The 21,211-nt window shown below is 69.5% G+C and carries 13 protein-coding genes; 4 read left to right on the top strand and 9 right to left on the bottom strand.

What is annotated here, in order from left to right:
* Positions 1–2 precede the first annotated feature (2 nt).
* The 3 genes from ACIQRW_RS05340 to ACIQRW_RS05350 are packed head-to-tail and all read left to right on the top strand — an operon-like array spanning position 3 to position 4,569.
* Positions 3–992, top strand: coding sequence for a DUF6895 family protein (locus tag ACIQRW_RS05340; RefSeq protein WP_403754677.1), 990 nt, complete (start codon positions 3–5; stop codon positions 990–992).
* Positions 977–2,422 (top strand): MFS transporter, encoded by a 1,446-nt coding sequence (locus tag ACIQRW_RS05345; RefSeq protein ID WP_403754679.1) that lies wholly within the window; start codon positions 977–979, stop codon positions 2,420–2,422. The genes ACIQRW_RS05340 and ACIQRW_RS05345 overlap by 16 nt, the downstream gene beginning before the upstream one ends.
* Positions 2,419–4,569: a prolyl oligopeptidase family protein gene (locus tag ACIQRW_RS05350; protein WP_403754681.1), complete on the top strand. Its 2,151-nt coding sequence runs from the start codon at positions 2,419–2,421 to the stop codon at positions 4,567–4,569. The genes ACIQRW_RS05345 and ACIQRW_RS05350 overlap by 4 nt, the downstream gene beginning before the upstream one ends.
* 21 nt (positions 4,570–4,590) lie before the next feature.
* Here the strand turns inward: ACIQRW_RS05350 and ACIQRW_RS05355 are convergent, their stop codons facing one another.
* From ACIQRW_RS05355 to ngcE, 9 genes are all read right to left on the bottom strand, one after another.
* Positions 4,591–6,057, bottom strand: coding sequence for an amino acid permease (locus ACIQRW_RS05355; protein WP_403755328.1), 1,467 nt, complete (start codon positions 6,055–6,057; stop codon positions 4,591–4,593).
* Positions 6,058–6,246: 189 nt separating this feature from the next.
* Positions 6,247–8,160, bottom strand: a complete 1,914-nt coding sequence (dxs, locus tag ACIQRW_RS05360; RefSeq protein ID WP_403754684.1) for a 1-deoxy-D-xylulose-5-phosphate synthase — start codon at positions 8,158–8,160, stop codon at positions 6,247–6,249.
* A gap of 163 nt (positions 8,161–8,323) precedes the next feature.
* Positions 8,324–9,637 carry a sugar ABC transporter permease gene (locus tag ACIQRW_RS05365; RefSeq protein ID WP_403754686.1) on the bottom strand — a complete coding sequence of 438 codons (1,314 nt, stop codon included), beginning with the start codon at positions 9,635–9,637 and terminating at the stop codon, positions 8,324–8,326.
* A complete protein-coding gene (locus tag ACIQRW_RS05370) occupies positions 9,634–10,422 on the bottom strand; it encodes an ATP-binding cassette domain-containing protein (RefSeq protein ID WP_215110527.1) in 789 nt (262 codons plus the stop codon). The genes ACIQRW_RS05365 and ACIQRW_RS05370 overlap by 4 nt, the downstream gene beginning before the upstream one ends.
* 282 nt (positions 10,423–10,704) lie before the next feature.
* Positions 10,705–11,817 (bottom strand): sugar ABC transporter substrate-binding protein, encoded by a 1,113-nt coding sequence (locus ACIQRW_RS05375; protein ID WP_403754689.1) that lies wholly within the window; start codon positions 11,815–11,817, stop codon positions 10,705–10,707.
* Positions 11,818–11,937: 120 nt separating this feature from the next.
* Positions 11,938–13,137, bottom strand: a complete 1,200-nt coding sequence (locus ACIQRW_RS05380) for an ROK family protein (protein ID WP_403754691.1) — start codon at positions 13,135–13,137, stop codon at positions 11,938–11,940.
* Between the two features lie 213 nt (positions 13,138–13,350).
* Entirely contained in the window at positions 13,351–14,301 is a 951-nt protein-coding gene (locus tag ACIQRW_RS05385; RefSeq protein ID WP_403754694.1) for a carbohydrate ABC transporter permease, read from the bottom strand.
* Positions 14,301–15,221 (bottom strand): carbohydrate ABC transporter permease, encoded by a 921-nt coding sequence (locus ACIQRW_RS05390; RefSeq protein ID WP_403754697.1) that lies wholly within the window; start codon positions 15,219–15,221, stop codon positions 14,301–14,303. The genes ACIQRW_RS05385 and ACIQRW_RS05390 overlap by 1 nt, the downstream gene beginning before the upstream one ends.
* A 49-nt stretch (positions 15,222–15,270) precedes the next feature.
* Complete coding sequence (gene ngcE / locus ACIQRW_RS05395; RefSeq protein WP_403754700.1) at positions 15,271–16,716, bottom strand: N-acetylglucosamine/diacetylchitobiose ABC transporter substrate-binding protein; 1,446 nt, start codon at positions 16,714–16,716, stop codon at positions 15,271–15,273.
* 504 nt (positions 16,717–17,220) lie between these two features.
* Between ngcE and ACIQRW_RS05400 the strand changes: the two genes are divergently transcribed.
* Positions 17,221–21,105 (top strand): GH92 family glycosyl hydrolase, encoded by a 3,885-nt coding sequence (locus ACIQRW_RS05400; RefSeq protein WP_403754703.1) that lies wholly within the window; start codon positions 17,221–17,223, stop codon positions 21,103–21,105.
* Positions 21,106–21,211: the final 106 nt, after the last annotated feature.

Consider the following 21,211-nt stretch of genomic DNA (forward strand, 5'->3'; position numbering starts at 1 on the left):
CCATGACGTCATCTCTCGACCAGCTCTCCGCCGGCACGCTCGACTGGTTGGGAGCGAACCTGGACCACTTCGACCCGTACGCGGCCGACGCGGGGACGGCGACGCACCGGCAGTCGAAGGCCGTACTGGAACTGGCGCTGCTGTGCCACTGCTCACCCCGGCCCGGCGGATCCCACGACGAGCGGCTGGACGGGGCGACCGCCCTCCTGCGCAAGCTCTGGCAGCGCCCGGAGTTCCCGCGGCTCTTCGACGCCCACCCCCCTTCCGCCCCCACCTACGGACTGGCCTACGCCGGGCTCGCCCCGGACGGGATCGACGACTCGGCGTGCCGGGCCACGCTCGGGCGGCTCGCTCCCGACTTCCTCTCGCCGGCCGGCAAGTCGCCGCTCAAGCGCATGGAGATCCGCTTCTACGCGGACAAGGCGGGTGTGGACCACACGATCGAGCCGTACGCCGAACTCGTCGGACAGAGCCCGCTCGTCACCCTGACCGCCGCCGCGCCGGGGAGCGCGGCGACGGGGGACGTGGCCACGGACGACGTGGTCACGGGGGGCGTGGTCACGGACGACGTGGCACCGCTCACCGACTCCGAGGGATACTCCCTCACCCACGCCGCGTTCTTCCTCGGCGACTACGGGCGGGCCCCGACCGGTCTGGACGGGGACGCCCTGGCACACGCGCGGGAGCTGGTCCGCCGGATGCTGGACCACTGCGTCGGGCAGGACCGGTGGGACCTGGCCGCCGAACTCGTCATCACGCAGTTCATCCTCGGTCTTGAGCCGCTGCGCACCCCTTCGGGGGCCGCGGCCGTGGAGTGCCTGGGGCGGGCCCAGCGGTCGGACGGGGCGATTCCCGGGCGGTCGGCCGCGCTCATGGCACCCCGGTCGGCGCCGGCCGGGGAGTTCTTCCGGAAGGCGTACCACACGACCCTGGTGACCGCTCTCATGACCCTGGTCCTCTCCTCGGGGAGGCCGTCATGGCACCGCGACTGAACCTGATCAGCCCCGACTTCACCCGGCTCTGGATCGGACAGGCCGTCTCGTCCGTCGGGGACATGGTCTTCAGCACCACCCTGATGCTGTGGGTGGCCACCGTACTGGCGAAGGACGAGAGCTGGGCCCCGGCGGCGGTGAGCGGCGTCCTGGTGGCGGGCGGAACCGCCGTGCTCGTCGTGGGTCCGATCGCGGGCGTCTTCGTCGACCGCTGGGACAAACGCCGCACGATGCTCGGTACCGAAGTGCTGCGGGGCGGGCTGGTGGCCCTGCTGGCCGTCGTCTCCTTCCTGCCGGCCGACGCGCTGCCGGCCGGAGTGTGGCTCGCTCTCGTCTACGGCACCGTGCTGCTCCTGCACGCGGCCGCGCGGTTCTTCGCACCGGCCCGCTTCACGATCATCGCGGACCTGGTGACCGGTGATGCCGACCGCGCCAGGGCGGCCGGCATCACCCAGGCGACCAGTCAGACGGCACTGATCATCGGCCCGCCGCTCGCCGCGCCGCTGTTCTTCACGCTGGGCGTGCAATGGGCCATGCTCTTCAACGCGCTCTCCTACCTGGTGTCGTACGTCGCCATCAGTTCGGTCCGGGTGGCCCCGGCCGAGAAGGCTCCGGTCGACGGGAGCGGCAAGGGGAAGGCCGCCGGTCACCGGTCCGGCGTGCTGCGGGAGTTCGTGGCGGGCCTCCGATTCTTCGGGCGCAGCAGGTTCCTGGTCGCGCTGCTGGTCTTCGCCGTGATCGGCCAGCTCGGGGTCGGCGCGCTGAACACGCTCAACATCTTCTTCACGACCGAGAACCTGGGCATGTCGGCCAAGCTCTTCGGCTACGTCGGCATGGCCATCGGGGTGGGCGGCATCGTCGGCGCGCTGTGCGCCGGCCGGGTGGTGCAGTGGATCGGGGCGCGGCGGACGACGTGGGTCAGCCTGCTGGTGAGCGGCGCCCTGCTGGTCGCCTACTCCCGGCAGACCGGATTCGTCGGCGGCATCATCCTGCTCGTCCTGTTCACCATTCCCCTCACCGTGCTGAACACCGCGATGGCCCCGCTGCTGCTCTCGGCGGCGTCCGCCGAGTACCGCGGGCGGGTGGTCGCCGTGTTCCAGCCGATGACGCAGCTGGCGGCGATGGTCGCGGCGGCACTGTCCGGCTGGCTCGCCGGCACCCTGCTGCGGGACTTCGACGGCTCGGTGGCAGGCCTGCGGTTCGGCCCCATCGACACGATCATCGCCGTGGCCGGGCTGTGCATCCTGCTGTCCGGCCTCTACGCCCGCGGCGCCCTGCCCGACCCGGAGACCGCCGAGGACGGCGGGCCCGCCGGAGGACCGGCCGGGGACGAAGGTGCCGTCGAGCCCACCGGCCCGGCCGGGAAGACGGCCTCGCAGGCCGCCGCTGTCCGAAGCCCTGCCCCACCACGACGAGGGAGCACCGAGTGACCTCCGCCGCCCGACCGGCACCGCACGACTACCCCCGCACGGCCCGGCAGGACGTCGTGGACGAGGTGCACGGGGTGCCCGTCCCCGACCCGTACCGCTGGCTGGAGGACGCGAGGGCGGACGCGGTGATCCGCTGGGACGCCGAGCAGGAGGCCCTCTACACGGCGGCGCGGGCGACCTGGCCCGGCCGGGAGTGGTGGGAGGCGGAGGTCGCGGCGCTCACCGCCGTCGATCGCGCGACACCGCCCAGGGTCCGCGGCGGCAGGATCTTCTGGCTGCGGCAGGACGCGGGCCAGGAGCATCCCGTGCTCATGGTGGCGGAGCCCGGGACGGATACGGGGGCGGATACCGGGCGGGTGCTGCTGGACCCCCAGGTCCTCGACCCGTCCGGGCGCACCTCCCTCGACGCCTGGCAGCCGTCCCTGGAGGGCGATCTGCTGGCCTTTCAGGTCTCCCGGGACGGCACCGAGGACTCGCGGCTCCAGGTGATCGACGTGGCGACCGGGAAGGTCGTCGACGGGCCGGTGGACCGGGTGCGGAGGTCGTCGGTCGCCTGGCTGCCCGGCGCCGAGGCGTTCTACTACGTCCGGCGGCTGGACCCCCGGCTGAACCCCGGCGAGGAGCAGTACCACCGCCGGGTCTGGCTGCACCGGGTCGGGACCGCGCCCGGCACCGATGCCCTGGTCTTCGGCGAGGGCCGGGACAGGACCCAGTTCTACAGCGTCTCCGGGTCCGCCGACGGCCGCTGGCTCGGGATCAGGGCCACGCTCGGCACCGGCCGCCGCACCGACCTCTACCTGGCCGACCTGAGCGCGGGACCGCTGGAGAGGCCACTGCTGGTGCCGGTCCAGGAGAACATCCCGGCCGCCACCCATCTGCATGTGGCGCCCGGCACCGGTCCGCAGGACCCGGTGTGGCTGCGCACCGACCACGGCGCCGCTCGCGGCCACGTCGTCGCGTGCCCGCCGGACGCGCTCCACCGCGGCCCCGAGGCGTGGCGGGAGGTGGTCGCGGGACGTCCCGACGCGGTCCTCACCCACTTCACGGTGGTCTCGGGACCCGAGCTCGACCATCCGCTCGGCCTGGCCGCCTGGACCCGCCACACGGTGGCCGAAGTGACCGTGCACGATCTGACGGACGGCAGGCAGGTGGCCTCGGTACCCCTGCCGGGCAGCGGCACCGTCGGCGGTTTCGCGCCCGGGCCGGCCGGCAGCCACGAGGCCTGGTTCACCTACACCGACTTCGGGACGCCGACGCGCATCCTCCGCTTCGACGGGCGGACGTGCCGCGCGACGTGCTGGGAGCACGGCTCCCGGCACGCGCCCGGGGCCGAGGGGGCGGTCACCCGGCAGGTCGCCTTCCCGTCCCGGGACGGGACGACGGTACGGATGTTCGTGATCTCCCCCACCGGCCGCCCGGACGTGCCGCGCCCGACCCTGCTCACCGGATACGGCGGCTTCGGCCAGATCATGTCGCCCCGGTACCGGCCGCAGGTCCTCGCCTGGGTCAGGGCGGGCGGCGTCTTCGCCTGGGCGGGGCTGCGCGGCGGCGGCGAGGAGGGCGAGGAGTGGCACCTCGCCGGCAGCGGGACCAACAAGCAGAACACGTTCGACGACTTCGCCGCGGCCTCCGACCACCTGCTGGCGGCCGGCTGGGCCGCACCGGGCCGGGTCGCGGTGATGGGCTCCTCCAACGGCGGGCTGCTGGTCGGCGCGGCCCTGACCCAGGAGCCCGAGAAGTACGCCGCCGCGGTGTGCCGGGTCCCGCTCCTGGACATGGTCCGCTTCGAGTCGTCGGGGCTGGGGCCCAGCTGGGTGCCCGAGTACGGCAGTGTGCGCGACCCCGCACAGGCGCGGACGCTGCTGGGCTACTCCCCGTACCACCGCGTCACGCCCGGCGTCAGCTACCCGGCGGTGCTGCTGGCCGCCTCGGACGGTGACACCAGGACCGACCCGCTCCACGCGCGCAAGATGTGCGCCGCCCTGCAGCACGCCACGTCCGGGGCGGGGCCGGTCCTGCTGCGATTGGAACGCGGCGTCGGGCACGGCGCCCGCGCCGTCTCGCGCGTGGTGGCGCTGGAGGCCGAGTGCCTCGCGTTCCTGGCCGGGCAGGTGGGGCTGCGGGCGCCGGGCGGGGCCGCTCCGTGAGGCCCCGACCCGGCCCGGACGTCAGCGGCCCTCCTTGGCCATGCGGCTGTGGGAGCGCCCGTACACGAAGTAGATGATCACCCCGAGGACCATCCAGGCGCCGAAGCGGACCCAGGTCTCCACCGGCAGGTTGAGCATCAGCCAGACCGACGCGGCCACCGAGGCGATCGGGAGCACCGGCACCCACGGGGTACGGAACGCGCGGGGCAGGTTCGGCTGGGTGCGGCGCAGGACCAGGACGCCGAGGGCGACGATGACGAACGCGAAGAGCGTGCCGATGTTCACCAGGGTGGCCAGCTCCTCGATACTCGTGAACCCGGCGATGATCGCGATCAGCACGCCGAGCAGGATCGTCGGGCGGTAGGGCGTGCGGAAGCGCGGGTGCGTCTTGGAGAAGAAGCGCGGGAGCAGGCCGTCGCGGCTCATCGCGAAGAAGACCCGGGTCTGGCCGAGCAGCAGGATCATGCAGACCGTGGTGAGACCGACCGCCGCGCCGAAGCTGATCAGCCCGGCGTAGAAGGGGTGCCCGGTGGCCTTGAAGGCGTCGGCGAGCGGGGCGCTGACGGAGAGTTCGCGGTAGTTCTGCATGCCGGTGACCACGATCGAGACCGCCACGTAGAGCACCGTGCAGATGATGAGCGAGCCGAGGATGCCGCGCGGCATGTCGCGCTGGGGCAGCTTGGTCTCCTCGGCGGCGGTGGCCACCACGTCGAAGCCGATGAAGGCGAAGAAGACGATGGAGGCGGCGGTGAAGATGCCCATCACGCCGAAGTTCGTCGGTTCGTAGCCGAACAGCAGCTGCACGAGCGGCGCGTCCCAGCCCGAGCCGGCGGGCTGCTTCTCGGCCGGCGGGATGAAAGGCTTGTAGTTCTCGGCCTTGATGAAGAACAGGCCCGCGATGATCACCATGAGGACCACCGCGACCTTGATCGCCACCACGACCGAGGTGACCCGGGCGGACAGCTTCATGCCGACGACCAGGATGACGGTCAGGACCAGCACCAGGGCGAAGGCCAGGATGTCGAAGCCGAATCCTTCCGCCACGTCCGGTCCCGAGAGCGCCTCGGGCATCGTCCAGTCGACGTTGTCCATCAGCGAGCGGACGTAGCCGGACCAGCCGACCGCGACCACCGCGGTGCCCAGCGCGAACTCCAGTACCAGGTCCCAGCCGATGATCCAGGCCACCAGTTCGCCCAGCGCGGCGTACGCGAAGGTGTAGGCGGAGCCGGCCACGGGGACCGTGGAGGCGAACTCGGCGTAGCAGAGCGCGGCCAGCGCGCACACGACGCCCGCCACGGCGAACGCGATGGCGGTGGCGGGGCCCGCCGTCTCCTTGGCGACCTGTCCGGTGAGGACGAAGATGCCGGTGCCGATGATGACGCCGACGCCGAAGACCGTGAGGTCCAGGGCGGAGAGGGACTTCTTGAGCGCGTGTTCCGGCTCCTCGGTGTCCAGGATCGACTGTTCGACGGACTTGGTGCGGAACATGCCGTTTCCGCGGGGTGGTGTGACCTGCGCGCTCACCTGCGATACCTCCACGCATTCGTTGTGAACGCCATGATGGGGACCCTGTCGCACATGAACGCGCCATCTGGCCCGTTTCATGCGAAAGGGCCGGGAGAACCACCCGTACAGGGGCGGATCTCCCGGCCCATCGGCCGTACGGAGGCGAGCGCGTCAGTCGCGGGCGGGCTCCACGGCGCGGGTCTCGAAGCGGCCGTCGAGCTTGGCGACCAGGCCGGTGACCTGTCGGGCGATGTCCGGCGCGGTCAGTCCGATCTCGGCCATGACCTCGCCGCGCGAGGCGTGGTCGAGGAAGACCGGCGGGATGCCGAAGTCGCGCAGGGGTACGTCGACACCGGCGTCGCGCAGGGCCTGGGCGACGGCGGAGCCGACGCCTCCGGCGCGGCTGTTGTCCTCGACGGTGACGACGACGCGGTGGCGCTCCGCGAGCGGGGCGAGCGCCTCGTCGACGGGCTTGACCCAGCGGGGGTCGACGACGGTGCTGGAGATGCCCTGGGCGTCCAGCAGGTCGGCGATCTCCAGGCACATCGGGGCGAGCGCGCCGACCGAGACGATCAGGACGTCCGGGCGGGCGGCCTTCGGCTCGCGCAGGACATCCATGCCGCCGACCCTGCCGACCGCCTTGACGGCGGGGCCGACCGCGCCCTTGGAGAAGCGGACCACGGTGGGCGCGTCGTCGACGGCGACGGCCTCGCGCAGCTGGGCGCGGACCTGGTCGGCGTCGCGCGGGGCGGCGATCCGGAGCGTGGGCACGCACTGGAGGATCGACATGTCCCACATGCCGTTGTGCGAGGCGCCGTCCGTGCCGGTGATGCCGGCACGGTCCAGGACGAAGGTCACACCGCACTTGTGCAGGGCGACGTCCATCAGGACCTGGTCGAAGGCGCGGTTGAGGAAGGTGGCGTAGACCGCGAAGACCGGGTGGAGTCCGCCGGTGGCGAGGCCGGCCGCGGAGGCTGCGCCGTGCTGCTCGGCGATGCCGACGTCGTAGATCCGGTCCGGGAAGGCGGCCTCGAACTTGCCGAGGCCGACGGGCTGGAGCATGGCCGCGGTGATCGCGACGATGTCCTCGCGCTCCTCGCCGAGCTTGACCATCTCCTCGCCGAAGACGGAGGTCCAGTCGAGGCCGGAGGTGGAGATCGGCAGGCCGGTGTCCGGGTGGATCTTGCCCACGGCGTGGAAGCGGTCGGCCTCGTCCTGGAGGGCGGGGGTGTAGCCGCGGCCCTTCTCGGTGAGGCAGTGCACGATGACCGGGCCGCGGAAGCGTTTGGCGCGCTGGAGCGCGGATTCCAGGGCCTCGATGTCGTGGCCGTCGATCGGGCCGACGTACTTCAGGCCGAGGTCCTCGAACATGCCCTGCGGGGCGATGAAGTCCTTGAGGCCCTTCTTGGCGCCGTGCAGGGTCTCGTACAGCGGGCGGCCGACGACGGGCGTGCGCTCCAGGATGTCCTTGCCGCGGGCCAGGAACCGTTCGTAACCGTCGGTCGTACGGAGGGTGGCGAGGTGGTTGGCCAGGCCGCCGATGGTCGGGGCGTAGGAGCGCTCGTTGTCGTTGACGACGATGACGAGGGGGCGGTCCTTGGCGGCGGCGATGTTGTTCAGCGCCTCCCAGGCCATACCGCCGGTGAGGGCGCCGTCACCGATGACCGCGACGACGTGGTCGTCCTTGGCGAGGACCTCGTTGGCCTTGGCCAGGCCGTCGGCCCAGCCGAGGACCCCGGAGGCGTGGCTGTTCTCGATGACGTCGTGGTCGGACTCGGCGCGGGAGGGGTAGCCGGAGAGGCCGCCCTTGCTCTTGAGTCGGGAGAAGTCCTGGCGGCCGGTGAGCAGCTTGTGCACGTAGCTCTGGTGGCCGGTGTCCCAGAGCACCTTGTCCCGGGGCGACTCGAAGACCCGGTGCAGGGCGATGGTGAGCTCGACGACGCCCAGGTTGGGGCCGAGGTGTCCGCCGGTCTTGGACACCGCGTCCACGAGGAAGGTACGGATCTCCTCCGCGAGCTGGTCCAGCTCACCGAGGCTGAGCCGGTCCAGGTCGCGCGGTCCCTTGATGCGGGTCAGCAGATCCACCCGTGCCTCCTTGCGTTTGAGCTGATCGAGCGTGCCGATCCGATGAGTCTAATGTTCCGCTAGCGGCGGCGGGCATCGGGCGGCCCTGTTCGCATCCGGAATGCCGGAAACGCGCAGGTGCCCGGAGCCCCTGGGAGCACCGGGCACCTGCGCGGTTGTGCGGTCAGGCGCGGCCCGCGGTCTTCTGGGTCCTACGGGTGACGGAGTCGATGACGACCGTGGCGAGAAGCACGGCTCCCGTGACCATGTACTGGATCGGCGTGGCGATGCCCTCCAGCGACAGGCCGTACTGGATGGAGACGATCACCATGACGCCGAGCAGCGCGTTCCAGGTGCGTCCCCGGCCGCCGAAGAGGCTGGTGCCGCCGATGACGGCCGCCGCGATGACGTTCATCAGGAGGTCGCCGGTGCCGGAGCCCTGGTTGGCCGCCGCGATCTTGGAGGCCCAGAACAGGCCGCCGATCGCCGCGAAGGTCCCCGCGATGGAGAAGACGGAGACACGGATCGCGGTGACGTTGATGCCGGCGCGCCGGGAGGCCTCGACGCTGCCGCCGAGCGCGAAGATCTTCCGCCCGTAGGCCGTACGGCGGAGCAGGAAGTCCGTGCCGACCAGGACGATCAGGAAGAGGACCAGCGCGAGCGGCAGGCCGCGGTACTGGTTGAACATGTACGCGGCGGCGAAGCCGAACACGCCGATGACCGCGGTGCGCACGGCGATGTCGGCGAGCGGGCGGGCCGGGATACCGGCCGCCTCGCGGCGGCGGGTGTCCAGGAAGGCCGCGGCGAAGTAGCCGATGACCGCGATGGCGGCGAGCCCGTAGGCGGCGGCGACGTCGGTGAAGTAGTACGTGGTCAGCTTGCCGACCACCCCGTCGCCGTCCAGGTTGATCGTGCCGGAGTCGCCGAGCAGCTGGAGCATGAAGCCGAGCCAGAACAGCAGGCCCGCCAGGGTGACGGCGAAGGCGGGCGCCCCGACCCGGGCGAAGAAGAAGCCGTGGATCGCGCCCATCACCGCGCCGCTGACGATGGCGACGAGGATCGCCAGCCATTCGTTCATGCCCTGGGTGACGCTGAGCACCGCGACGAGGGCGCCGGAGACACCGGAGACCGAGCCGACCGAGAGGTCGATCTCGCCGAGCAGCAGGACGAAGATGATGCCCACGGCCATCATGCCGGTGGCGACCATCGTGGTGGCGATGTCGCTGATGTTCTTCGCGGAGAGGAACTCGGAGTTCATGCTCTGGAAGACGATGGCGATGATCGCGAGGCCGACGATCACCGGGATCGAGCCCAGGTCGCCACCGCTGATCTTGCGCTTGAACTCGGTGAGGTAGCCGCCGAAGCCCTGCTCGCGGATGAGCAGGCGGGGGTCGATCACCGTGGCGGCGCCCTCGGCCGCGTCCGGGTTGCCGACCGGCGGCGCGTCGGCCGGGGTGCCGGCCTTGTCCAGCGAGGTGGCGGACTTGTCGGTGGTCACTTGGAAACCTCCGCGTTGCGCGCCGCACGTCGGGTCACGGCGTTTTCCGTGGCGCCGGTGATGGCGGAGATGATCTCTTCCTGGGAGGTGGTCTTCACATCGAAGACACCGTTGTTCCGGCCCAGCCGGAGCACGGCGACCTTGTCGGCGACGGCCTTCACATCGGCCATGTTGTGGCTGATGAGGATGACCGCGTGGCCGCGCTCGCGCAGTCGCTCGACGAGGTCGAGGACCTGGGCGGTCTGCTCGACACCGAGGGCGGCGGTCGGCTCGTCGAGGATGACGAGCCGGGGCTCGCCGAGCATCGACCGGGCGATGGCCACGGTCTGGCGCTGGCCGCCGGAGAGCGAGGCGATCGGGATGCGGACGCTCGGGATGCGGATGGAGAGCGTGGACAGCAGCTCGCGGGAGCGGCGCTCCATCTCCACCTCGTCCAGGATGCCGAACCTGCGCAGCTCCCGGCCGAGGTAGAGGTTGCCGACGACATCGATGTTGTCGCACAGCGCGAGGTCTTGGTAGACGGTCGCGACGCCGAGGTTCTGGGCGTCGTGCGGCTTGGTGATCTGCACGGCCCTGCCCTCCCACTCGATGACGCCGTCATCGATGGGGTGCACTCCGGCGATCGTCTTGACCAGCGTTGATTTACCGGCGCCGTTGTCGCCCACCAGGGCGACCACCTCACCGGCGTGGACCTCAAGCTCTACATCGGTGAGTACCTGGACGGCACCGAAGCGCTTGGAGACCCCTCGCAACGCCAACACGGGCGTAGCGGACACATGAACCATCTCCTTCGCCGCCTGACCGGCGGGGATGCCGCGCCCGGGGGAAGGCGCGGCGGTGTCGAGCACAGAGGGAAATCGGGGGTGAAGCGTTCCGTCCGACGCCCCGCCCGGTAGCGGGACGGTTGGTGTGCGGGGCGCCGGACAGGCTTCGTGGCTCGCGCGTGCGGGCCGTGGTGCGGCGGGCGCGTGCGCGGGCGGTGGGACCGCCGGCGCCCTCGCGAAATCGCGGCGGGCGTCGCGGCGGGCGGGACCCGGCGGCTCGGGGGCGGGCCGGGTCCCGGGAGGCTACTTGAGACCGATCGTGTCGCAGGCGGCCTTGTACTTGGCCGAGCAGATCTCGTCCAGCGTCCAGATGCCGTCCTTGATGACGGTGTCCTTGATGTTGTCCTTGGTCAGCGAGACGACCGGGACGAGGACCGTCGGGATGCCCTTCGCGGTGGCACTGTCGACCTTCGAGGTGGCGATGGAGTCCAGCTTCTCGCCCTTGGCGAGGGCGACGGCCATCTCCGCGGCGACGATGCCCTCGGCGGGGTAGGACTTGTAGACGCTCATGAACTGCTCACCGGAGACGATGCGCTGCACGCCCGCCAGTTCGGCGTCCTGGCCGGTGACCGGCGGGAGCGGCGACAGACCGGCGCCCTTGAGGGCGGTGATGATGCCGCCCGCCATGCCGTCGTTGGCGGAGTAGACGCCGTCGATCTTGTCCTTGCCGAGTGCGGTGATCGCCGCTTCCATGTTGGCGTTGGCGTTCTCCGGCTTCCACTCCTTGGTGTCGTACTCCTTGCCGTACTTCACCTTGCCGTCGAGGACCGACTTGGCGCCCTTCTTGAAGAGGGCGGCGTTCGGGTCGGTGATCGCGCCGTTCATCATCACGATCGTGCCGCCGTCGGCCTTGTCGCCCAGGGCCTCCAGCAGGGCGGTGCCCTGTGCGCGGCCGACCTCTTCGTTGTCGAAGGAGGTGTAGGCGTCGATGGGGCCCTCGGCGAGGCGGTCGAAGGCGACGACCGGAATGCCCTCGTCCTTGGCCTTCTTGACGCTGTTCGCGATCGCCTTGGCGTCCACCGCGCCCAGGATGAGCGCGTCGACCTTGTTGGTGATCATGGTGTCGACCTGCTGCGACTGCGTGTTCGCATCCTGCTTGGCGTTGGCGTAGACGACCTCCGCCTTGCCGCCGGTGAGCTCGCTGATCTTCTTCTCGATGATCGGCCGGTCGAACTTCTCGTAACGGGCCGTCTGGTTCTCGGGGAGGAGCAGACCTATCTTCAGGTCGTCGCCCTTCTTCTCCGAGCCCTGTTCGGCCTTGTCGCCGGACTCCTTGGCACTCCCGCAAGCGGCCAGCGAGACCGCCATCGTGGTGGCGGCAACGGCAACGGCGGCACGACGCATACGCGTGTTCATTCTCGAACCTCCCTGACGAGGCCGCGACGTTGCGGCCGAGGTGGCTGGAAGTCAACTCGGCCCCAGCGCCAGCGTCAAGGAGTAAATCCTTAACGAGATGACAACGGTGCCATTCGTTATCTAAGTGAAGGCAGGAGTCGCCGCGGGGAGGGTGCTCTCCAAAAGGGTTGAATCCCCCATCTCGCTGAGCACCAGGGCGAGTGCGCCCAGTACCTCGGCGCGCCCGCCGAGCGCGCCGGGCAGCACCGAGAGCTGCCGGGCGGCGCTGGGGATCGCGTAACGCGACACGGAGTCCCGTATGGGCCCCAGGACCAGCTCCCCGGCCTCCGCCAGCGAGCCGCCGAGCACGACACGGCTCGGGTTGAGCAGGTTGCACAGGTTGGCCACGCCGCTGCCTATGTGGCGGCCCACGTCACCGATCACCCGGCGGCAGCCCGGGTCGCCCTCCCGGGCCAGCTGGACCACCCGTTCCATGGTGAGCCCGGGGCCGTGGCTGGGCTGGAGCAGCGGCAGGACGTACCGGGCGGCCGTGAAGGTCTCCAGGCAGCCGCGGTTGCCGCAGCGGCACACCGGGCCCGACTCGTCGAGCGTGATGTGCCCGATCTCGCCGGCCGTGCCGCCGGGCCCCCGGTAGATGGTCCCGTCGATCACCAGACCGGCCCCGACGCCGCTGGCCACCTTGATGTACGCGAGGTCCCTGACGCCCCGCCCGCTCCCCCAGACCAGCTCGCCCAGCGCCCCGAGATTGGCGTCGTTGTCGACGTACACGGGCACGCCGAGGCGGCCGGAGAGCTCCTCGCTGGGGTTGATGCCCGTCCAGCCCGGCAGGATCGAGGTGGAGCCCAGGGTGCCGGACTCGACGTCGATGGGGCCCGGTACGCCGAGACCGATGCCGATCACCTTGTCCGGGCCGATCCCCGTGGCCTCGATCAGCCGCTTGACCAGCACTTCCGCCCGGTCGAAGCCCTCGGCGGACGAGGCGTCGACGTCCAGCGGCTCGGACTCCTCGGCGAGCACCTGGTGGGCGAGGTTGCCGACGGCGACGCGCAGATGCGTATGGCCGAAGTCGACGCCGATGACGATGCCCGCGTCGCCGCTGAGCGAGACGCTGCGGGCCCGCCGGCCGCCCGCCGAGGTGGGAGTGACCTCGACCGTTCCGCCGTCCTTCAGCTCCCGGACGATATTGGAGACGGTGGCCGCGGAGAGCCCGGTGCTCCGGGCGATCTCCGCCTGGGTGAGCGATCCTGCCATCCGTACGGCGCGTACGACCCGCTCCAGATTGGCCCTGTGCAGCGATGTCTGCGACCCGGGAGTCTCCATCGACTCATCCACTCCTGCCCTTGGCGGGCGGTCCTGAAGACCGCCCCGGCCGGGGCCGCAGCGATGAGACCCCGGCTTCCTCCAACATGTGAACTCTAAGCTGACCGTTCGGGGGTGCCTCCCGTCAAGACCTGAGCACGCGCACACCCACAACGGCCCGGTGCCCCGGCGGAGGGATTCCGCCGGGGCACCGGGCCGTACGCGCGTCGCGGGCTACTTCAGGGCGCCCGCCGTCAGGCCGGAGACGACCTGGCGCTGGAAGATGATGTACGCCGCCAGCACGGGCAGCATCGCGATCACCAGACCGGCGAAGAGGCCGGAGTAGTCGCCCTTGTAGCCCTGGCTGGAGGCCAGCTCCACCAGGCCCTGGGCCAGTACCCGCTTGTCCGGGTCGGTGTTCAGCACCGTCGGCAGCATGTACTGGTTCCACTGCCCCAGGAAGTTGAAGATGCCGACGCTGATCAGGCCCGGCTTGGCCATCGGCAGCATGACCTGGAAGAACGTGCGGGTGTGCGAGGCCCCGTCGATGATCGACGCCTCCGCCACCGACGTCGGCAGCGTACGGAAGAACGAGGTCAGGAAGAACACGGTGAACGGCAGCGAGTACGCGATGTACACCAGGATCAGGCCGTGGATCGTGTTCAGCAGCCCCATGTTGTCCATGACGTAGAACAACGGGACCAGCGCCAGCATGACCGGGAAGCTCATGCCGCCGACGAACAAGAAGTAAATGAACCGGTTGCCCGGGAACTCGAAGCGGGCGAGCACATAGGCGGCCATGGACCCGAGGACCAGGGTGCCGGTGAGCGACCCGCCGACCACCAGGATCGTGTTCAGGAAGTACTCGCTCATGTGGGCCTGGCTCCAGGCCCGGCCCCAGCTGTCGAAGTTCAGCGAACTGGGCAGCGACCACGGGGTGTTGAAGATGTCCGCGTCGGTCTTGAACGAGGACATCACCGCCCAGAACAGCGGCAGGACGACCATGATCGCCCACAGGATCAGCATCCCGTGCGAGAAGACGTTGAGGACCTGGCCCTCGCTCTTCTTCGCGGGGGCCGACAGGCCCTTGCCCACCGGCCCGGTGCGCTGGGCCGGAACCTTCGCCGCTCCGGCGTCGGAGGGGGACCCGGAGGGCCCGGCGGGAGGGGTGTCAGTGGTCTTCATCAGAACTCCAGCCGCTCGCGCCGGCCCACCCGCATGACGATGGCGGCGAACGCCAGCGTCACGATGAGCAGGGCGACACCGATCGTGGTCGCGTAGCCCGCCTGTCCGTCACGGAACGCCGACTGGTACACGTACAGCGGCAGGACGGTGGTCGAGTAGTCGGGCCCGCCGGGACCGACACTCATGATGTGGACGATCGCGAAGCCCTCGGCTCCGAGCGCCAGGATGCCCATGTAGACCCAGCCGGACTGGACCGTGTCCCACAGCAGGGGCAGCGTGATCCGGAAGAAGGTCGTGAAGCGGCTCGCCCCGTCCAGCAGGGCGGCTTCGTAGAAGTCCTTGGGGATGGAGGCCATGCCCGCGGAGAACAGCACCACGAAGAAGCCGGTCGTGCACCAGACGAGGACCGCCATCACGACCCACAGGGCCAGCTGCGGATCGCCCAGCCAGGTCGGCACGTCGTCGAAGCCGACGGCCTTGAGCGTGCCGTTGATCATGCCCTGGGCCGGGTCGAAGGCGAACTGGAACAGGATGGCCACGATCGCGATCGAGAGCACCTGGGGGAAGAAGTACGCGATCTTGTAGAAGCCCGAGCCCCGTACGCCGGTGATGGCGGCGCCCTTACGACGCCGCCCACCCACGTTGAGCATGAAGGCGAAGAAGAGCGCGAGCCCCAGCGTCACCAGCGGCAGCAGAATGGCCAGCATCACGCTGTGCTGCAGCGATTTCCAGAAGATGTCGTCGTCGAGCATCTTGGTGTAGTTGTCGAACCCGACCATCTTGAAGTCGGGACTCAGCCCCGTCCAGTCCGTGAACGAGTAGTAGATGGACTGGATGAAGGGCCAGATGACGAAGATGACGTACAACGCCATCGGGACCACCAAGAACCCGATTATGAACCGGTATTTACCGTGTTGCATCGTTACCGACTCCGACCTTCCCGTGCTGCCCGCCGCTGGTGACGCGTGGTCACTGGTGCTTGAAGTGCTTGATGGACTGGTCCTTGGCGGTCGCGTCGGCGAAGGCCTGGATCTTCTTGATGGTCTCGGCCGGCTTGGCGCGGCCGGCCATCATCTCGCCGAGCGCGGCGACGCCGATCTGCTCCTTCTGGAGCTTCACGTACCAGTCCTGCAAGCGCGGGTTGACCACGTTGGTGCCGGCCTTCTCCAGCGCCGCGACACCCGACTTCAGGCCGTCGGACAGCTCGATGCCGTCCGTGCCGCCGTTGAAGGCGGAGAGCGACTTGGTGCTGGTGGTGAAGGACTTGGAGGAGGCCTCGCTGAGCATGATGCGCAGCTGCTCCATGCCGCCCTCGGGGTTCTTCGCCTTGCTCGGGACGATGAACGGCTCGCCGCCGGACGCCCAGAGGGTGCCGAAGGGCAGCTTGTCCGAGGAGTCGAGGCTGGAGGGAGCGCCCACGGACAGCTTGAAGTCCTTGGGGATGATCGCCGCTTCCTCGTTCTCGACCCAGGAGCCGTTCGGGATGAACAGCGCCTTGCCGCGGGCCCACGCGCCCTGGGAGCCACGGTGGTCCAGGCCCGGGGTGCCCTCAAGGATGTAGTCCTTGGCCACGAGCTCGTAGTAGGCCTCGAAGGCCGCCTTGACCGCCGGGTGCTCCCAGGCCTTCGGCTCCAGGTTGTCGATCGCGTCGAGGACCTCGACGCCGCCGATCTTGCCGATGAAGGGGTACAGCGAGAAGGGGATGTAGTAGGGGTGCTTGCCGGGGTAGGTCCAGCCGGCGATGCCCTCCTTCTTCGCCTTCTTGCAGAGCGCGAGCATCTCGTCCCAGGTCTCCGGGTACGCGGAGTCGAGCTTCTCCAGCGCGGTCTGCGAGTACCAGACGCCGTAGACCGTGTACGCGTAGTACATGATCCAGACCGGGTCGCCGTCGAACTGGCCCATCTCCACGATGCCCGGCCGCAGGGTGTCGCGGACCTTCTTGGCGGGGTCGTCGATGGAGGGGGCGTCGAGCAGCGGGGTCAGGTCGGTGAGCTGCTTCTTGCCGACCAGCACGCCCATGTCCATCTGCTGGGCACCGGAGTTGTCGATCAGGTCCGGCGGGGTACCACCGTTGAACCGCGGCTGAAGAACCGACTGGATCTTCTGCGTCGCGGAGAACTTGACCTTCGCCTCGGGATAGGTCTTCTCGTAGACGGCCTTGGCGTCCTCGGCGTACTTGGTGCCGAAGCCACCGTCGAAGATGACGATCTCCAGCGGTGCGCTGCCGTTGACGGCCAGCGGGTTCTTCTCGGTCTTTTCGCCCTTTTCGACCTTGTCGTCGCTGCTGCTGTCGCCGCTCGCGCAGGCGGACAGGAAGCTCATCGTCGGAACAGCGATCAGGCCGAGTGCGGCAGAACGCTTGATCAGATCGCGACGGCCAAGGCCCTCATTGTTGTGGGCGGAGGTGGATCCCATGCTCAAGTCCTCGCCTTCTCCAGGACTCAGGCGGTGTACCGGTCACCCGTCGAAATTCGCCTCAGGCGAAGGGCCCCGCCACCGCGGTCAGTTGCGCTTGGGTCATGCGGATATGCAGATGCACCGGACAGGCCGGTGCAGTGGGGATGCCGGAAGACCGTACAGCGAGGACACCACTGGCGTCCTCGCAACCGTCCCTGTTTCCCCCGCGCGCACGTCCGCGTGAAGCGGCCGTGCAGATGCCGACAGGTATAGTCCACTTGTCGCCAACTGAGCAAGATCGAACACAGGGTTGGGCGGCAGTCTTTCCCGAGTTGAGACCTCACGGACACCTCGGCACCCCGCGCCCTCTTCCCGCGGCGGCTATTTCCGCATTCCGGCCGATTCGCCGAGGGACCTCTCGGCAACACCCTTGACACGTCCCGCCACTTGGATCCCTACTGGACCTTGCATCCCGCTATGACAACGTTGTCCATGCATTTTCCCGGGGAGGAACGGCTCGGCATGCAGCCACCACGCGGCATCGATCACGGATCAGACAAGGCCCCTCACGCGGCCCCCCGCCCGGCTCACCGCCGGAGACGGACCCCCACAGCAGCCGCCCTGGCGGCTTCCCTCGCCCTGGTGGTGATCGCCCCCGCGGTCGCCACCGCCCAGCCCTCCTCGCCCGACCGGAAGCCGTCCGGCGACCGCACCTTCAGCACCTCGTTCGAGGCGGACGAGAAGCAGCCGGACTGGCGCAGCACCGTCGAGGAGGGCCCCGACGGCGAGAAGCGCTCCTCCGGCGTCGACGGGGGCTTCTCCTCCGGCATACCGGGCAATGTCACCGACCGGGTGACGGAGCTTCGCGCGAGCGCCGAGAACACCGCCGGCGGGGAGGTCAAGGAGAACCTCGTCGACGTCGAGCCGGGCTCCAAGTGGCTGACGTTCAAGCCCACCGGCTGGGTCGAGTTCGATCTGGACGAACCCGTCAAGGTCGTGACGTACGCCCTCACCTCGGCCAACGACCACGCCGAGCGCGACCCGAAGGACTGGACGCTCAAGGGCTCGGCGGACGGCAAGGAGTGGACCGACCTCGACACCCGCACCGGCGAGACCTTCGCCAAGCGGCACGAGACGAAGACGTACGACTTCTCGGGCGACACCGCCTACCGGCACTTCCGCCTGGAGATCACGAAGAACAACGGCGCGGCGGACGCCCTCCAGCTCGCCGACGTTCAGTTCTCGAACGGTGACACCTCCGCGCCGGTGCCCGACGACATGCGCAGCCAGGTCGATCGCGGCCCCTCCGGATCCCCCACCGCGAAGTCCGGCGCGGGATTCACCGGAAAGAAGGCACTGCGTTACGCGGGCACCCACACGCCCGAAGGACGCGCCTACTCGTACAACAAGATCTTCGACGTGAACACGGCCGTCACCAAGGACACCGAGCTGTCCTACCTGGTCTACCCGCAGATGGGCGAGACCGACCTGAACTATCCCGCCACGCACGTCGCGGTGGACCTGGCCTTCACCGACGGCACATACCTGAGCGAGCTGAAGGCCACCGACAGCCACGGCGGGCTGCTCACCCCGCAGGGCCAGGCGGACGCCAAGCGTCTCTACGTCAACCAGTGGAACAAGGTCGCCGCCCGCCTCGGCACGGTCGCCGCGGGCAAGACGGTCGACCGGATCCTGGTGGCGTACGACTCCCCCAAGGGGAAGGCGAAGTTCCAGGGCTGGATCGACGACATCACGATCGCCCCGAAGGCCCCCGAGAAGCGCAAGGCGCATCTGTCGGACTACGCGCTGACCACCCGCGGCACCAACTCCAGCGGCGGCTTCTCGCGCGGCAACAACATTCCGGCCACGGCCGTCCCGCACGGCTTCAACTTCTGGACGCCGGTCACCAACGCGGGCACCACCAGCTGGCTGTACGACTACCACCGGGGCAACAACGCGGACAACCTCCCGACGCTCCAGGCCTTCGCCGCCAGCCATGAGCCGAGCCCCTGGATGGGCGACCGGCAGACCTTCCAGCTGATGCCGTCGGCCGCGAGCGGCACCCCGGAGGCGTCCCGGACGGCCCGAGCGCTGCCGTTCCGGCACGAGAACGAGACGGCGAAGCCGCACTACTACGGCGTCACGTTCGAGAACGGCCTCAAGGCCGAGATGACGCCGACCGACCACGCGGCCCGGATGCGGTTCACCTACCCGGGCAAGGACGCGAGCCTGGTCTTCGACAACGTCACGAACGACGGCGGCATCACCCTTGACCCGAAGACCGGTTCCTTCTCCGGCTACTCGGACGTCAAGAGCGGACTGTCCACCGGGGCGACCCGGATGTTCGTGTACGGCGTCTTCGACGCGCCGGTCACCGACAGCGGCAAGCTGAAGGGCGGCGGGGGCGACGACGTCACCGGGTTCTTCCGCTTCGACGCGGGCAAGGACCGCACGGTCAACCTGCGACTGGCCACCTCGCTGATCGGCGTCGACCAGGCGAAGCAGAACCTGGCCATGGAGATCCCGGAGTCCACCTCCTTCGACCGGGTGCAGCGCAAGGCGCAGGGCGCCTGGGACGACATCCTGCGGACGGTCGAGGTCGAGGGCGCCAACGCGGACCAGCTGACCACCCTCTACTCCAGCCTGTACCGGCTCTACCTCTACCCGAACTCCGGCCACGAGAAGGTGAAGGGGAAGACCCAGTACGCCAGTCCCTTCTCCAAGGCGGTCGGTGAGAACACCCCGACGCGGACCGGCGCGAAGATCGTCGACGGCGAGGTGTACGTCAACAACGGATTCTGGGACACCTACCGCACGACGTGGCCCGCCTACTCCTTCTTCTCCCCGAAGAAGGCCGGCAAGCTGGTGGACGGCTTCGTCCAGCACTACAAGGACGGCGGCTGGACCTCGCGCTGGTCCTCCCCCGGCTACGCGGACCTGATGACCGGCACCAGCTCCGACGTGGCGTTCGCCGACGCGTACGTCAAGGGCGTGAAGTTCGACGCCGAGGCGGCGTACGACGCGGCGCTCAAGAACGCCACCGTGGCCCCGCCGTCCTCGGGTGTCGGCCGCAAGGGCCTTGCGACCTCGGTCTTCACCGGCTACGCGGACACCGAGACCCACGAGGGCCTGTCCTGGTCGCTGGAGGGTTACGTCAACGACTACGGCATCGCCCGCATGGGCCAGGAGCTGTACAAGAAGACGAAGAAGGCGCGGTACAAGGAAGAGTCCGAGTACTTCATGAACCGGGCGCAGAAGTACGTCAAGCTCTTCGACGACAAGGCCGGGTTCTTCCAGGGCAAGAAGCCGAACGGCGACTGGCGTCTGCCCTCCGGCAGTTACGACCCCCGCGTCTGGGGCTACGACTACACCGAGACCAACGGCTGGGGCTACGCCTTCACCGCCCCGCAGGACAGCCGGGGCCTGGCCAACCTGTACGGCGGCCGCGACGGTCTCGGCAAGAAGCTGGACACGTACTTCTCCACGCCGGAGACGGCGGGCCCGGAGTTCGTCGGCAGCTACGGCGGCGTCATCCACGAGATGACCGAGGCGCGTGACGTGCGGATGGGCCAGTACGGGCACAGCAACCAGGTCGCCCACCACGCCACGTACATGTACAACGCCGCCTCGCAGCCGTACAAGACGCAGGAGAAGGTCCGCGAGGTGCTGGGCCGGCTGTACGTCGGCAGCGAGATCGGGCAGGGCATCCACGGCGACGAGGACAACGGCGAGCAGTCGGCCTGGTTCCTCTTCTCCTCGCTCGGCTTCTACCCGCTGGTGATGGGCAGCGGGGAGTACGCGATCGGCTCGCCGCTCTTCAAGAAGGTCACCGTCCGCATGGACAACGGCCGCAAGCTGACCGTGAAGGCCCCGAAGAACAGCGACAAGAACATCTACGTGCAGGGCGTGAAGGTCAACGGCAAGAAGTGGACCTCCACGGCGCTCCCGCACGACGTCCTGGCCAAGGGCGGCACGCTGGAGTTCGACATGGGCCCGAAGCCGTCGGCGTGGGGCACGGGCAAGGACGCGGCCCCGGTCTCCGTCCAGAAGGACGACAAGGTACCGACGCCCAAGGGCGACGCGCTGAAGGGCGACGGCGCGCTCTTCGACGACACCTCCGCCACCTCGGCGACGGTGGAGTCGGTGGAGCTGCCGGTGTCCTCGGCGACGAAGGGCATCCAGTACACGCTGACCTCGGCGGCGGCCGACAAGGCCCCGACGGGCTGGACGCTCCAGGGGTCGGCGGACGGCGAGAAGTGGACGGACCTCGACCGCCGCTCCGGCCAGTCGTTCGCCTGGGACAAGCAGACCCGGGTGTTCTCGGTGGCGAAGCCCGGCTCGTACACGAAGTACCGGCTGGTGCTGACGGGTTCGGCGACGCTCGCGGAGGTGGAGCTGCTCTCCTGACCTGTACGCGACGGGCGTCGGCGGCCGGTACCCCCAAGGGCGGGGTGCCGGCCGTCGGCGTCTCGGCGGTGGTCCTGACGGGGCAGGTCCTGGCCCGGCAGTCCTG

Origin of the sequence: Streptomyces sp. NPDC091287 (assembly GCF_044768525.1) — a bacterium.
Classification (GTDB): Bacteria; Actinomycetota; Actinomycetes; order Streptomycetales; family Streptomycetaceae; genus Streptomyces.